Raw genomic sequence first — 13,831 nt, 5'->3', positions numbered from 1 at the left:
TGAAAAAGAAGAAAATAGGTGGAAATGAAGATAAAGAATGCTTTATTTATAAGGTTTATGTAATACATGATACGTTTTCACTATGTCGAGGACCTAGTGGGGGCAAACCCCGTGGAGGTTCGAGTCCTCTCGGCCGCATCAATGATACCAAGGGTTTTGACGACCTTGGTATTTTTCATATTCATCTGTTTTTACCTCTTGTGCCCACTTACTTAAATTACCTTCTATATGGAATGCTTTTTATCTTGACCATCATTTGGTGATGTACTGGAGTTTGTTAGTATGCGATCCAACACTTTTTCAGTAAAGGGCATGAAGTAATTAAGAATTAACCCACCTAAACAAACGGTTAGTATAGTTCCAACGCCAATTGGTCCATTCAAAATAAACGCCATTATCAAGAAGACGAGGTAAATGAATGTTCTCGAAAAAAATATATTGGTTTTCGTTAATTCTTTTATGATTAATGTTAGCAGGTCAACAGGAATCGGGGCGAATTTTGTGTGTAAATATGTTGCGGTTCCCAATCCTATAACAACTAAGCCAATTGCAAAACAAACAATTTTGCTGTGCAAAGTTTCAGGTGTTACAGAAAAGTGCGATAAAAAAAGCCATATATCAATCCCCATACCCGTTATAAAGGCCGTTAACAACCCCGAAATTTCAGGTTTTTGTCTTTTTAAAAATGAATTACAACATATTAATATAAGAGCTATGATGACTTCCCAACTTCCCACAGTAAGCCCCACATTTATGGACAGTCCCACCAAAAGTGCGTCAAAAGGGGAAGCTCCAAGATCTGATTGAATCGTGAAAGAAATACCAAGGGTTAAGATTAAAATTCCTAATACATAAAAAACATATTTCACTTTACTCGACCTCTTTATCTTTATTTTTTGTTGTAAATACAACAAAGATGAGTTATATTTAATGTACGCTATTTTTATTGCAAATACAACAAAAACACATACGTAAGGAGTTTAATGATGAAGGATATTCTTCGTGAAATTGGAATGATTGCACGAGCATTGGATTCTATAAGCAATATCGAATTTAAAGAACATGACCTGACAAAAGGGCAGTATTTGTACCTTGTCCGAATATGTGAAAACCCGGGAATCATTCAAGAAAAGTTAGCTGAGATGATTAAAGTAGACCGAACAACCGCAGCTCGTGCAATAAAAAAACTTGAAATGAAGGGCTTTATTGAAAAGAAAGATGATGAACATAACAAAAAAATAAAAAAACTCTTTCCGACGGAAAAAGGGAATGAGGTATTTCCTTTTATAAAAAGAGAAAATGATCATTCGAATCGTGTCGCTTTAGAGGGATTTTCTGAAAGAGAAGCGGAGACCATTTTCAATTTTCTTCAAAGAGTAAGAAAAAATATAGAAAAAGATTGGGATTTTGTAAAAAAAGGGAACAAGAGAAATTATTGATGTTATAAAGGAGTGACATATTTAAATGACTATCAATATAAAAAAGTGCACACTTGAAGACTTGGGCAAACTTCAAGACATTAGTTATGAAACATTTAATGAGACATTTAAGGATCAGAATTCGCCCGAAAATATGAATGCCTATCTGGAAAAGGCTTTTAACTTAAAACAATTAGAAAAAGAATTATCCAATATTTCTTCGCGCTTCTTTTTTGTATATTTTAATAATGAAGTCGCTGGATATTTAAAGGTCAATACCAATGATGCCCAGACTGAAAAAATGGGTGATGAATCACTTGAAATCGAGAGGATTTATATCAAGAACAAATTTCAAAAACATGGACTTGGTAAATATCTGTTGAATAAAGCTATGGAAATTGCGAAGGAACTGAATAAAAAGAAAATCTGGCTGGGCGTATGGGAAAAAAACGAAAATGCTATTGCTTTTTATAAGAAAATGGGGTTTGTTCAAACTGGAGCCCATTCTTTTTATATGGGGCATGAAAAACAAACGGACTTTATAATGGCTAAAACACTTATATAATTTTTGGAAGGAGGATGATTATGTATATTCCAAAATATTTTAAGGTCTCAAATGTTGATGAAATTTGGGATTTCGTTCAAAAAAACTCTTTTGGCACGATCGTCACGACAGAACAAGGGAAACCAATTGCCACGCATTTGCCTTTGGGGTTAAATAAAAAAGGTGATGATTACTATATCACTGGGCATATCGCTTATGGAAATCGGCAGTGGAGAACATTTGAAACCTGTGAAGATGTGCTTGTTATGTTTCAGGGAACACACGCTTACATTTCTTCTTCTTGGTACGGGCATGAAGATGTTCCGACATGGAATTATCAAGCCGTCCATATATACGGTCAAGCAAGTATTTTAGAGAGAGATGAATTAATAGAAGAATTAACAACAATGATGGAAAAATACGAAAAACATCGAGAAAATCCAATTTTATGGGATAAACTTTCCCCTGAACTCTTAGAAAGACAACTGAAAGCGATTGTCGGTTTTAAGATTAAGGTGGATGACATTCAGGCTGCATATAAATTAAGTCAGAACCGAAGTGAAATGGATTATATGAATATCATTGATCAATTGCAAAATGAAGGAAATCCAAATTCGAAACAAATGGCAGAACAGATGGAAAAGAGATTAAAAAACTAAATATAAGCCCACTTTTATTAAACCTTTAGATTCGAGAATTAAAGAATGGAACTGGAGCAGTTATGTTTGCAGCTTCTATTCATTGCTCTTTCTTTCATTAGATTGGGATGCGAACTTTGAATTAATCAGTGTGCTTACAGCCTAAAAACAGTGCCCATTTTATGCCCAAAATGAATATAAAACGATGAAAATACATGTAATAAATGAATTCAAATGCTTGAAATGACGGGCTTTTGTAACTGATAATAAGCTTTCACTTTATTGAGATCCTAGTGGGTTAATAACCCATGGAGGTTCAAGTCCTCTCGGCCGCATCCCAATAATATCAAGGGTTTAACCACCTTTGGTATTATTTTTTGGGCGGAATACGATTGTGGAGTCTGTAAGTGTATTGGGCACTAAAAAAGTGCTGGCCTCTGCACAAAACCGTTGCGCGAGACTGCACTTTTATTCTGCAAGATACACTGCCCCTTATCATCGGTTACGGGGATTTATTTAATCCGCTCCTAGCCGCGGTGATACTTGGTTTTTAGAAGCTTTTTTTAAGTGGCTAAAACCGACAAATTTTTTGCTTTCTTCATCCCATAGGCGGAACTTTAACGACTTAAGACTTGTTGCCAGTGTAATGGTCGGAACGTTTTGCAATGGTTCAGCGTTGTTATGCGCTTTTTCAAGCTTATAGTTTGGCACTCTCGGGCTTAAATGGTGAACATGATGGAAACCGATATTGCCTGTTAGCCATTGCATGACTTTTGGTAGCTTATAATAAGAACTTCCTTCAACTGCTGCTTTTACATATTCCCAATGCTCATCTTCTTCAAAATAAGAGTCCTCAAACGTATGCTGAATATAAAACATCCAAATGCCGAGAGATCCCGATATCAGAAAAATTGGCGCCTGAACCAGAAGGAAGTTTTGCCAGCCAATAACCCAACATAAAAGTGCTGCCAAAGTGACGATCCCCAGGTTCGTTACATACGTATTCAGCCGTTCTTTACGTTTGGCCCCTTTACGATTAAAACGATTGGTAATCCCGAAGACGTAAAGCGGCCCAACCACAAACATAACAAACGGATTTCTGTACAAACGGTACATGATTTTTGTCTTAGTTGAGGCTTCCTTATATTCCTCAACGGTCAGTACCCAAATATCGCCTGTCCCGCGTTTGTCCAGGTTGCTGCTTGTCGCATGATGGACAGAATGGTCGTGTGCCCAATGATCAAAAGGATGCAGAGTTAGAATTCCTGTGATTGTTCCAAGGATTCGATTCGCCTTTCTGTTCTTAAAAAAGGAATAGTGGCAGCAATCATGAAAGATGATGAATGTTCTCACTAAAAAACCTGCAGCAACGACAGAAATCGCTAATGTAAGAAAATAAGAAATCGACAAGCTCTTATATGCCAAACACCATAACAGGAAAAATGGTACCAATGTGTTCATGATTTGACAAATACTTTTTTGTAAATCGGACTTTTCATAAGGTGTGACCAGTTTTCTCAAAGTCCTGAGGTTTTTTTCATTCATTTTTAAAAGGTTCCCCTTCCCTGATGATCTTCTGAGTATAGAAAATGTTTTATTGCCTTTGAAGACCCAGCGTCATACTCCATATATGAAGGTATCTTTCCCAATTATTTGTGAAATTATTGGAAATCAAAATGTTTCAAGTTCAGTTAAATCTTTATTAGCAGAGCCAACCGGGATACAAAAGGATATGAAGAGTATACCCGGCTATTTATCTGGCCAAACTCTCTCCCTGCTTCCCTATGGCGATCGGTTTATTGAGCCTGTGAACATGGAGTGTTTGAGGAAATAGTAGAGAAAATTTGGATGGATTGATAAGTGTCAAAAAGAGAGACAGAAGGATAAAGGCTTTGGAAATCTGCAGAACAAAGCTCTACCAGTGAACAGCCCTGCTCCATTTGGGCAAGAAACAGCTGAGCTTTTGATAGAAATCTTTAATAATCAATAATGAAGTGCTAAAGAGCAAAGAAAAGGCTTGAAGACACTCGTGATTCATTTTCACGGTGTTTTCAAACCATAGTTAGGAATAGACCTCTTAGACATATTAAAAAATTGGTGCAGTATGATTGGCATTTTCTGTTTTTTTACTGCTGCTGTACTGGATTCCATACATTTAAGAAATAATAATGAATAAAACGAAAATATTAATTTGGAATGATTTCCGTTTCGTGTTATGATAAAGAAGAATTATTTTTGTTCGGTGTAAAGGATAGTATGAATATTAACTTTTCGTCTTGATGATACTATGGGCAAGGATAGTATATACTGTGTGGTAACACACTAGGAGGCAACAATAATGGAACAAGGTACAGTAAAATGGTTTAATGCAGAAAAAGGTTTTGGCTTCATCGAACGTGAAAACGGAGACGATGTATTCGTACACTTCTCTGCAATCCAAAGTGACGGATTCAAATCTTTAGACGAAGGTGAAAAAGTAACGTTTGACGTTGAGCAAGGTGCTCGTGGAGCTCAAGCTGCTAACGTTCAAAAAGCTTAATCTTCAATCGTTTATACAAACAGGTTCTTTAAATAGGGCCTGTTTTTTTATGTTCTCAAAAAAACCCACTCAACGTTCGAGTAGGGAGATGGTACAAGGTAATAGAAAAAGATTTAAAGCTTCAAAGGTTTTTTTACAGTATAACATACTCGATTTACAATATGTGGAATGTATTTTCTTTTCCAATACGAACAAAAAGCCAGCGTAAATGTGTTGTGCCATCTGCCAAAAGCGTCACGCTAAACGAAGTACCGATGATAATCCCGACACTCTTCTTCCTTTAAATTCATCAGGATCAAATGAAATGTATGTTTATCCTATTATTACGAAAAGTAAACAAAAAGGACCATCCCTTCTCGTAAAGAATCATCCTTTTCTTCGTTCATTCGGCAATTTTTAAGAACTCTTGATTAGCTAAAATAACAGCTGGGTCCAACTACTACAAGAATTCCACAATAGAAGCAACCCTTTTTCGCTTTTTTAATTCTTGTGCAGGCATACGTTTCGTATCTCCACACCCTCTTATTGTTTTATTTCAAAAAATTTCTTCATTTTTTATTGTTGACCATATATTTAGATGTTACCAACTCGTGAGGGGAAACCTAGAAATAATCACTAAGATCCTAAAACAATGAAAGCCCTCCCTTTCTTCCATCTTTGCGGCTCCTTGTCCGTGGCAGTGTGAATCAGGATTGAAAAAATCAAGACTATTTCGTTTTTTTCTTCAAATGTTCGCAGAAAAATTTATATAATAAAAAGGGAATAGATGATAGGAATAACAAAAGAGGTTCATGTTCCAAAAGTAAGTTGAAGAAGTTGAACATATTTGAAATGATTTACTTTACTTGTAATCATAATATCATCAAAAAATTCAGGATATTTTTCAGAATGAAATACATGATCAATAATTAATATTAACAGAAACTTTTTATTTGGTTTTCAGTGATTCCTTTAATGACTTCCAGTTCACTAATCAAAAATTCTTGTGCATGATCCAACATTTTTTTTTCGCTTGTATTAAGTGCTTTTTCTTTCTTCATACGCCTTAAATCACGTACAACTTCAGCACCTTCTAGTATTTCACCTGTTTTTATTTTGTTCGTGTTTACTTGATACCTTTGTTTCCACGGCAGTAGCCTATCTGATTCTCCATGCTGAAAAATGTGTAGAATGTGTTTTAATGCAAGTATATCAGTAACTGGTCGTATACTTGAACTCAATAGTTTACGCGCTGGAATCATAACTGTCATATTACTGATTGACATTTTGATGACATAATACTGTTGTTTTTCATCTAAAAAATCTTTTTCTTCTATGGCTTCAATTATACCTGCGCCGTGCATTGGATAAACAATGTGATCGCCAATTTGAAACATATCATACACCTCCATATATGGTACCTTTCTTAAGGTTACCATATATGGAGGTGTAATATCAAATATTCAATAATAACATGATTATTTTTTTATTGTCAATAACTTTTTGAAAAAATCAGATCGAGCACAAACAACATCAAAACAATAGGGAACGAGGTCTATTGGTCCGTGTATATCCTGAAAGCCGACTAATTTACAGTAAATCAGTTTGAGTTATTAAATCCCCTATAGGAATTCATGACTTGCCATCAATTTTTTTTATAGAAATGATGAATATGGAAGATAGAGAGTGTAACGAAAACAATCCTTTCATAATCAGTGATATGTTGAGGAGGGCTCAGTGGGTGAATCATCCGTGGGGTTCAAGTCCTCTCGGCCGCACCAACGATACCAACGATTGTAGACCCTTGGTATTTTTTGTCCTATAACCGGAACAAAGAAATGTTAGTAGGCAAAATGAAATTGAGATATTTAAGCGGTAGTTGAAATGACGGGAATACCTATCTATTCAATTAATGAAGATGATACTTATGATGAAGGAAGTGATCATACAATTACAGGGGAGTTAGAATACAAAATTGTTTAATTTCTATATATTTGATAAGCTGTTAGATAAAGGTTTTATCATAATTGGTAAAAAAGGAGGAAGGTAATTTCATCATCTCAGCAAAAAAAGAAGGGTATACCACAGCTAAGCCGCTATAAATACGACATTTTATGTGGTTAGTTACCACTGGTATCTGTTATGTCTTAATGATAAATAGTGCTTGTGGCGGCTGTGTTAAAACTGCATATTCTTTATTGAATCACATAAAATGGTTATGGAAAGGACCCGTTATAGGTACATTTTAAAAAAGGAGTCATAATGTTGTTTAAAAGGTTTTTTCTGGTTTTACTTACACTGATAATGTCTATAGTTGTAATGCTAGTGGCTGCTGAAAATTCACCTGGAGAGCATGTCATTTCATTTGATGAGCCTATTATTTTAATGATATCAATTGGGATCGTTGTATTTTTATTCATCCCTCCATTAGCCATGTCCTTTTTTGGCAACCTTGTGTTGTAAGAATCATATCTGCAGTATACCAATGTTTTATCGTTTTGACTTTTATGGGGCTAATCCCAATCGGCTTTCTTATTCCCGATGGCTTTTGGACAATTCTTGTTTCTATTGCAGGAACGTTCGTTAGTATAGCTAGTGTTGTAGTAACCTTATTCATTGATCGCAATAGAGAAGTTAAATTATAACTTTTATGGTAAATGAGTGTAGTGAAGAACTCAAATGCTTGAAATCATGGGTTTTTCAAATAAGGTGACCAATACAACAGCTTTTCTTTATTAAGAAGTTATGTAAGTGGCACATTCCCACAACAAACGCATAGGGTAATATCATAAAATAAAAAAATGTGGGGATCTGAAAATGTATTATATACCTGTTACACATCAATACCCTTATTATGTGTGCTGCGGTGGAAGGTCGGTTTATTGGATGAATCCATATAAAATGAAGCATGAAAACGCAGGCCAAAACCTTCACTTGACAGATTATGGGCCGAAACCATTTGTTATTAATATCAATAAAGCAACAAAACAAAACAATACGTTCCGTACTGCGCTATGGACAGGAGCGCACCTGCAAGTTACTGTCATGAGTATTGATATTGGAGAAGATATCGGTTTGGAAATGCATTCTAACCTCGATCAATTTTTGCGGATTGAGCAAGGCCGCGGGATCGTTAAAATGGGCAAGAGTAAAGATCAGGTAAACTTTCAGCGAAATGTCTATGATGATTCAGCCATCGTCATACCTGCCGGCACATGGCACAACCTGATCAATACAGGCAATACGCCGCTAAAACTATACTCCATTTATGCCCCGCCTAACCATCCATTTGGCACGGTCCATGTGACTAAAGCGGATGCAGAAGCTGCGGAAAAGGAGAACAATTCATACAAAAATTGAGCGGGTTAATGAGACTGTTTCACAAGATATTTCCCAACATTTATCTTTTCCGGTTTTAACACAGACCATTTCCGGCGTTGTTTATGTGGATCATTTTTGAGAGGGAATGAATCACGAATAAAAAACATACCCAAAATAGCGGTATGTTTTTTATTCGTGTTTATTATGAATCAAAATCATTCCAATTATCTAAATAACGGTACAGTGTTGTTTTACTGATGCCCGTCTCTTTGGTAATTTGCTGAATGGTATACGTTTTGCTTTGATACATTTCCATCGCGCGCCGGACATTATGGTCTGGTTTTCTCGGACGTCCTGTATTTTTCCCCTTTAATTTCGCCTCTTGAATTCCAAGCTTTGTGTTTTCACTAATCATGTCAAATTGAAATTTGCCGACTCTTTCTAAAAAATCGAAGAATATGGAACCGTTTTTCTTTGTGGTGTCCACTTTGTCTAATATTGAAATAAAGTGGATTTGTTTCCTTTTGAAAAAATCTATGATATCGATTAGGTTTTTTGTAGAGTCCGCAATGCTGTATAACTTATAAATGATTACGGTATCTCCGGTATTTAAACTGTTGCATAATGACTCAAATTCTGGTCTGTTTTTTGCTGAATTTGTTTGTTCAATATATATTTTTTCACAGTTGAACCCTTTAAGTGCAGTTATCTGTTTTGTTACATCCTGATCTTGACTAAACGGACGCGCATATCCAAAAATCAAATCATCAACTCCTGATGAATTTTGTATATTTCATTATAACAAAATAAGATGGATAGCGCAGAATGCGCCGTCAGTTCCAAAAAAGATCTATTTTGGAACGAAAAATTGTAGACATTTGAATTCTTGTTTGTTACATTCTAAATAGTTACAAACGACCCTGGCTTCTATGAGAGTTAGAAGTCAACAAAAAATAATCATAAAGAGGTGTACTGTATTTTATGTTAAAAAAATTAAATATAGAGTGGTTCTCAAATATAAGAGGGGACTTATTAGCCGGGATTGTCGTTGCTTTGGCACTAATTCCTGAAGCCATTGGTTTTTCTATTATTGCAGGTGTTGACCCGATGGTGGGATTGTATGCCTCATTTTGTATTGCGGTGGTGATTTCTTTTGCGGGCGGAAGGCCTGCGATGATTTCTGCGGCTACAGGGGCTATGGCGTTGTTAATGGGAACGCTGGTAAAGGATCACGGATTACAGTATCTGTTTGCTGCTACGATCCTGACGGGTATCATCCAAATCATATTTGGGGTTCTGAAAGTGGCGCGATTAATGAAATTTGTACCTCGATCGGTCATGGTAGGTTTTGTTAATGCGCTGGCCATTTTAATTTTCATGGCACAAGTTCCTCATTTTGTTGGAATATCCGGTCTGACATATGTGTTTGTCGGCATAACCTTAGTCATCATTTATTTGTTCCCGTTTATTACAAAAGCTGTTCCAAGTCCTTTAATAGCAATTGTATTTCTCACGGTCATTTCTATTTGGGGTCACTTTAATGTTCAAACAGTTGGAGATTTAGGAACAATCAAACAAGCTTTGCCGAACTTTTTGATTCCCGATGTTCCATTAAACTTTGAGACGCTGTCAATTATCTTCCCGACTTCTATTGCTCTAGCTGTCGTTGGTCTGCTTGAGTCGCTGCTGACGTCTTCCATTGTTGATGACATGACTGACACAGATAGTAATAAAAACAGGGAAAGCCGAGGGCAAGGGATTGCCAATATCGTTGCCGGATTTTTCGGCGGTATGGCAGGGTGTGCCATGATCGGTCAATCTGTTATTAACGTAAAGTCTGGAGGGAGAGGGAGACTGTCAACCTTTACGGCTGGTATGTTCCTCATGTTTTTAATACTCGTTTTGGGTGAATGGGTTGTTCAAGTTCCTATGCCTGCATTGGTTGGCGTTATGATTATGGTTTCAATTGGAACATTCGATTGGTCTTCAATCCGGACCCTTAAAAAAGTTCCGTTCACTGATTCTGTTGTCATGGTTGTCACAGTAATTACTGTAGTGGCAACAGATAACTTATCCATTGGCGTAATCGTAGGTGTCCTGTTAAGTGCTATTTTCTTCGCTTCTAAAATTTCACGAGTAAAGGTGGATTTGTCTTCTGTTTCTGAGAAAGAGGCTGTTTATGACATTAAGGGCCAAGTGTTCTTTGCTTCTGTTCAAGATTTTGTGAATTCATTTTCATATGAAGATGTAAAAGAGCGTGTTGTGATGAACTTTTCAGAGGCGCATATTTGGGATGATTCTGGTGTTGCCGCAGTGGATAAGGTTGTTTTGAAATTCAAAGAAAATCATGCAGATGTTACATTGGTTGGCTTAAACGAATCAAGCCAACATTTGATTGAAAAGCTGGCTACTTACAATCATCCTAACGCACAGCCGTCAAGCCACTAAGGGGAAGGTGAAGGGGTATGTATCAAAATATTTTGTTGGCAGCTGATGGATCAGATCATTCCATTCGGTCAGCAGAACATGCAATTCGTATAGCGAAACTGGTGCCTGATGCAAGAGTGGAAATCATTTTTGTTAAAGATTATTCAAAAACGAAAACCGAAGTGCTTCATACTGCGAGTTCTGCAGAGTTAGAAATGGAAAGGTGTAAAAAGTTAGAGCCGATTTTAGAAAAATTTGAGCAAGCTGGTGTCCGGCATGATGTAATGATGAAACACGGAGAACCAGGACCGGCCATTGTTGCTTATGCAAATGAAAATCAATTTGATATGCTCGTAGTAGGCAGCAGGGGATTGAATTCGCTGCAGGAGATGGTGCTGGGCAGTGTAAGCCATAAAGTGGCTAAGCGAGTAAATTGTCCTGTGCTGATTGTAAAGTGATGGATGGAACAAGCCGATTTTATATAAAATCGGCTTGTTTTTTTACTGTTGTTAATTTAGCTGGGCAAAAGTGATAGGTGGTTTTATTTACAGTCTCAAAACAGCACTTCGTATCAAAACGATCCGAAATCTAATTTTCACGCACTTGACTTTATACCTACGGGGGTATATTATTGGTTCATAAATAAGAAGCAGTTAAAAAGGCGCTGTAAATAAATTTCTTACTTGGCTGTCGCATTCCTGCTTATTTTGATATTGATCTATGCCATGTCTAGACGTTATTATTCTGCAGGTATTTTTGTCTCAATAAAGAAGAATTAGTAGCCATGGATGTGACCATATTAGATATCGTCATTTTAACGATGTAACCAATTTTTCAAAATGATTTTATTTTAAACATTCCATATGCGTATCTAAAACGTTTTTATTTAGAGATTCCGCGTGATAAAATACACATAATAGTTTATGATAAGGCAGAATTAAATGTGGGAGTGTGTTTTCTAAAGAAGGTATTCATGTGAACAGTTATGAATTGCAAAAATTAATGAAAGAAAGGATTTCAACGATATGGAGTATGATCAAAAGGTTAAAAATCGCTTACGCCGGATAGAAGGGCAAATTAAAGGTGTATTGACGATGATGGAGCAAGGAAAAGACTGCAGAGAAGTTGTGACTCAATTGGCAGCCTCACGCAATGCAATTGATAGAGCATTAGGTGTTATTGTTGGCACAAATCTTGAACTTTGTATTCGTGAAAGCTTGGATCAGGGAGAAGACACATCCAATTTAGTAAAAGAAGCAGTCGACTTACTGGTGAAGAGCCGATAAAAAATTCATCAACCTATCATTTTTAAGGTTGACGAATTTTTATATGTGTTATAATATACCCCTACCGGTATTCAATTGATTGAATTATAGCCTTAACTTTTAAAAAATTTTGCTTTCGATATACCCCTATGGGTAATTGGGGGTTTAGGAGGATAAACATGACAGAACAAACAAAACGCACAACGATTGTCTTATTCAGCGGGGATTATGATAAAGCGATGGCAGCTTACATTATTGCAAATGGTGCAGCCGCCTATGACCATGAAGTGACCATCTTCCATACGTTTTGGGGATTAAACGCTTTACGTAAAGAAGAGCTGGTCCCTGTAAAAAAAGGATTTCTTGAAAACATGTTTGGAAAAATGATGCCTCGAGGCGCTGATAAGATGGGCTTATCTAAAATGAACTTTGCAGGTATGGGCCCTAAAATGATCAAAAATGTGATGAAAAAGCATAATGCGCTAACATTGCCTCAGTTAATTGAGATGGCTCAAGAACAAGGTGTAAAGCTCGTAGCTTGTACGATGACAATGGATCTGCTTGGTTTGCAGGAAAAAGAACTATTAGATGATATCGACTATGCTGGTGTAGCAGCTTATTTAGCTGATGCTGAAGAAGGTGCTGTTAACTTATTTATTTAATTGAAGAGAGGTGAATCGAATCCGATGGATAGCAGAGTCATCATCTATACCATACTCATTTTGTTTTTTCTATGGATATTGATTCGGAATGTTTCACCAGTAAAAGGTGTGAAACAAATGACAACGACAGTTTTAAAATCAGAGCTGAAAAGTCAAGGGAAACAGTTTATAGATGTCAGAACACCTTTTGAGTTTCGTACAAAGCATATTAAAGGTTTTAAGAATATTCCCTTGTCAATACTGCCTCAACAAACAAATCAACTTTCAAAAGACAGGGAGATTTTCGTTATTTGCCAAAGCGGCATGAGAAGTATGAAGGCGAGTAAGGTATTGAAAAAACAAGGATTTAAAAGTGTTACAAATGTAAAAGGCGGCATGAATGCATGGCATTAATGTCGGTGAAAGGAAGAAGATCTCTTTTTTTGACGGATCATATACCCCTACCCCTATTAGATAAAAGGAGGAAATAACATGATACAAGCAAATGTTGTATTAGATGCTAAAGGTTTAGCATGTCCGATGCCTATCGTCAAAACGAAGAAGAAAATGAAGGATTTAAAAGCTGGTGAAGTATTAGAAATTCAAGCAACAGACAAAGGCTTTACGGCAGATTTGCAAGCATGGGCAAAAAGCACAGGTCATCAATATCTAGGTACTGAAACAGAGGGAGATCTATTTCGCCATTTTCTTCGCAGAGGAGGCGAGCCTGCATCAGAGAACGCATCTTCCATTCCGGACATTTCATTAGACACTTTCAAACAGAAAGTAGAAAGTGACGAGCCTCTTCACATTTTAGATGTTCGGGAGGTGGAGGAGTATGAAGAAGCCCATATTCCGGGTGTTGTGCATATCCCTCTTGGTGAAGTGGAAAAACGCTCTAGCGAGTTAAATAAAGATGATGAAATTTATATCATTTGCCATTCAGGAAGAAGAAGTGAAATGGCAGCCCAAACGATGAAAAAACAAGGTTTTAAAAAGGTAATCAACGTTGTCCCCGGTATGCGTGATTGGACAGGGAAAACAGAGTAATTAAAGGAG

Annotated in this window: 15 protein-coding genes and 1 pseudogene; 12 read left to right on the top strand and 4 right to left on the bottom strand. The window is 36.6% G+C overall.

Features of this window, described 5'->3' with window-relative positions; genetic code table 11:
- Window positions 1–224 precede the first annotated feature (224 nt).
- Complete coding sequence (locus V6D44_RS17235; RefSeq protein ID WP_333516766.1) at window positions 225–869, bottom strand: YczE/YyaS/YitT family protein; 645 nt, start codon at window positions 867–869, stop codon at window positions 225–227.
- Window positions 870–986: 117 nt separating this feature from the next.
- On the opposite strand from V6D44_RS17235, the gene V6D44_RS17230 reads away from it, so the two are divergent.
- From V6D44_RS17230 to V6D44_RS17220, 3 genes are read left to right on the top strand one after another with little or no spacing between them, the layout of a single operon-like run.
- Entirely contained in the window at window positions 987–1,439 is a 453-nt protein-coding gene (locus V6D44_RS17230) for a MarR family winged helix-turn-helix transcriptional regulator (protein WP_087993909.1), read from the top strand.
- A 25-nt stretch (window positions 1,440–1,464) separates the two neighbouring features.
- The gene (locus V6D44_RS17225) at window positions 1,465–1,983 is read left to right on the top strand and encodes a GNAT family N-acetyltransferase (protein WP_087993910.1); all 519 of its coding nucleotides are present in this window, start codon (window positions 1,465–1,467) and stop codon (window positions 1,981–1,983) included.
- A gap of 20 nt (window positions 1,984–2,003) precedes the next feature.
- Window positions 2,004–2,621 carry an FMN-binding negative transcriptional regulator gene (locus V6D44_RS17220; RefSeq protein ID WP_253268842.1) on the top strand — a complete coding sequence of 206 codons (618 nt, stop codon included), beginning with the start codon at window positions 2,004–2,006 and terminating at the stop codon, window positions 2,619–2,621.
- Window positions 2,622–3,116: 495 nt separating this feature from the next.
- Here V6D44_RS17220 and V6D44_RS17215 read toward each other — a convergent pair whose 3' ends face one another.
- A complete protein-coding gene (locus V6D44_RS17215) occupies window positions 3,117–4,145 on the bottom strand; it encodes a fatty acid desaturase (RefSeq protein WP_253268843.1) in 1,029 nt (342 codons plus the stop codon).
- A gap of 793 nt (window positions 4,146–4,938) precedes the next feature.
- Here V6D44_RS17215 and cspC point away from each other — a divergent pair.
- Window positions 4,939–5,139 carry a cold shock protein CspC gene (gene cspC / locus V6D44_RS17210; RefSeq protein ID WP_087993913.1) on the top strand — a complete coding sequence of 67 codons (201 nt, stop codon included), beginning with the start codon at window positions 4,939–4,941 and terminating at the stop codon, window positions 5,137–5,139.
- 914 nt (window positions 5,140–6,053) lie between these two features.
- Here the strand turns inward: cspC and V6D44_RS17205 are convergent.
- On the bottom strand, window positions 6,054–6,515 hold the full coding sequence (locus V6D44_RS17205; protein ID WP_087993914.1) for a CarD family transcriptional regulator: 462 nt from the start codon (window positions 6,513–6,515) through the stop codon (window positions 6,054–6,056).
- An 868-nt stretch (window positions 6,516–7,383) separates the two neighbouring features.
- On the opposite strand from V6D44_RS17205, the pseudogene V6D44_RS17200 reads away from it, so the two are divergent.
- Together V6D44_RS17200 and V6D44_RS17195 are read left to right on the top strand one after the other, a co-directional pair.
- Window positions 7,384–7,763, top strand: a pseudogene (locus tag V6D44_RS17200) (hypothetical protein).
- Between the two features lie 172 nt (window positions 7,764–7,935).
- Window positions 7,936–8,478, top strand: coding sequence for a cupin domain-containing protein (locus tag V6D44_RS17195; protein WP_087993916.1), 543 nt, complete (start codon window positions 7,936–7,938; stop codon window positions 8,476–8,478).
- Between the two features lie 163 nt (window positions 8,479–8,641).
- Here the strand turns inward: V6D44_RS17195 and V6D44_RS17190 are convergent, their stop codons facing one another.
- Window positions 8,642–9,202 (bottom strand): recombinase family protein, encoded by a 561-nt coding sequence (locus V6D44_RS17190; RefSeq protein WP_253268844.1) that lies wholly within the window; start codon window positions 9,200–9,202, stop codon window positions 8,642–8,644.
- A gap of 218 nt (window positions 9,203–9,420) precedes the next feature.
- On the opposite strand from V6D44_RS17190, the gene V6D44_RS17185 reads away from it, so the two are divergent.
- The 6 genes from V6D44_RS17185 to V6D44_RS17160 all read left to right on the top strand — a co-directional run bounded on the left by V6D44_RS17185 (window position 9,421) and on the right by V6D44_RS17160 (window position 13,822).
- Window positions 9,421–10,887 (top strand): SulP family inorganic anion transporter, encoded by a 1,467-nt coding sequence (locus V6D44_RS17185; protein WP_087993918.1) that lies wholly within the window; start codon window positions 9,421–9,423, stop codon window positions 10,885–10,887.
- A 17-nt stretch (window positions 10,888–10,904) separates the two neighbouring features.
- A complete protein-coding gene (locus V6D44_RS17180; protein ID WP_087993919.1) occupies window positions 10,905–11,324 on the top strand; it encodes a universal stress protein in 420 nt (139 codons plus the stop codon).
- A 567-nt stretch (window positions 11,325–11,891) separates the two neighbouring features.
- Entirely contained in the window at window positions 11,892–12,152 is a 261-nt protein-coding gene (locus tag V6D44_RS17175; RefSeq protein WP_087993538.1) for a metal-sensitive transcriptional regulator, read from the top strand.
- Between the two features lie 158 nt (window positions 12,153–12,310).
- Window positions 12,311–12,793, top strand: coding sequence for a DsrE/DsrF/DrsH-like family protein (locus V6D44_RS17170; protein ID WP_087993539.1), 483 nt, complete (start codon window positions 12,311–12,313; stop codon window positions 12,791–12,793).
- Between the two features lie 24 nt (window positions 12,794–12,817).
- A complete protein-coding gene (locus tag V6D44_RS17165; protein WP_087993540.1) occupies window positions 12,818–13,186 on the top strand; it encodes a rhodanese-like domain-containing protein in 369 nt (122 codons plus the stop codon).
- A 78-nt stretch (window positions 13,187–13,264) separates the two neighbouring features.
- Complete coding sequence (locus tag V6D44_RS17160) at window positions 13,265–13,822, top strand: sulfurtransferase TusA family protein (RefSeq protein ID WP_087993541.1); 558 nt, start codon at window positions 13,265–13,267, stop codon at window positions 13,820–13,822.
- Window positions 13,823–13,831 lie beyond the last annotated feature (9 nt).

The sequence above is a fragment of the Bacillus sp. 0209A genome (assembly GCF_036765095.1).
In the GTDB taxonomy this organism is placed as follows: domain Bacteria; phylum Bacillota; class Bacilli; order Bacillales; family Bacillaceae; genus Bacillus; species Bacillus subtilis_G.
This window is presented reverse-complemented; position numbering and strand designations above follow the sequence as displayed.

Coding starts and splice junctions, on each gene's coding strand:
- V6D44_RS17205 (WP_087993914.1), bottom strand. CDS start 6,515: ATGTTTCAAATTGGCGATCACATTGTTTATCCAATGCACGGCGCAGGT.
- V6D44_RS17220 (WP_253268842.1), top strand. CDS start 2,004: ATGTATATTCCAAAATATTTTAAGGTCTCAAATGTTGATGAAATTTGG.
- V6D44_RS17175 (WP_087993538.1), top strand. CDS start 11,892: ATGGAGTATGATCAAAAGGTTAAAAATCGCTTACGCCGGATAGAAGGG.
- V6D44_RS17225 (WP_087993910.1), top strand. CDS start 1,465: ATGACTATCAATATAAAAAAGTGCACACTTGAAGACTTGGGCAAACTT.
- cspC (WP_087993913.1), top strand. CDS start 4,939: ATGGAACAAGGTACAGTAAAATGGTTTAATGCAGAAAAAGGTTTTGGC.
- V6D44_RS17230 (WP_087993909.1), top strand. CDS start 987: ATGAAGGATATTCTTCGTGAAATTGGAATGATTGCACGAGCATTGGAT.
- V6D44_RS17195 (WP_087993916.1), top strand. CDS start 7,936: ATGTATTATATACCTGTTACACATCAATACCCTTATTATGTGTGCTGC.
- V6D44_RS17185 (WP_087993918.1), top strand. CDS start 9,421: ATGTTAAAAAAATTAAATATAGAGTGGTTCTCAAATATAAGAGGGGAC.
- V6D44_RS17170 (WP_087993539.1), top strand. CDS start 12,311: ATGACAGAACAAACAAAACGCACAACGATTGTCTTATTCAGCGGGGAT.
- V6D44_RS17165 (WP_087993540.1), top strand. CDS start 12,818: ATGGATAGCAGAGTCATCATCTATACCATACTCATTTTGTTTTTTCTA.
- V6D44_RS17180 (WP_087993919.1), top strand. CDS start 10,905: ATGTATCAAAATATTTTGTTGGCAGCTGATGGATCAGATCATTCCATT.
- V6D44_RS17160 (WP_087993541.1), top strand. CDS start 13,265: ATGATACAAGCAAATGTTGTATTAGATGCTAAAGGTTTAGCATGTCCG.
- V6D44_RS17215 (WP_253268843.1), bottom strand. CDS start 4,145: ATGAATGAAAAAAACCTCAGGACTTTGAGAAAACTGGTCACACCTTAT.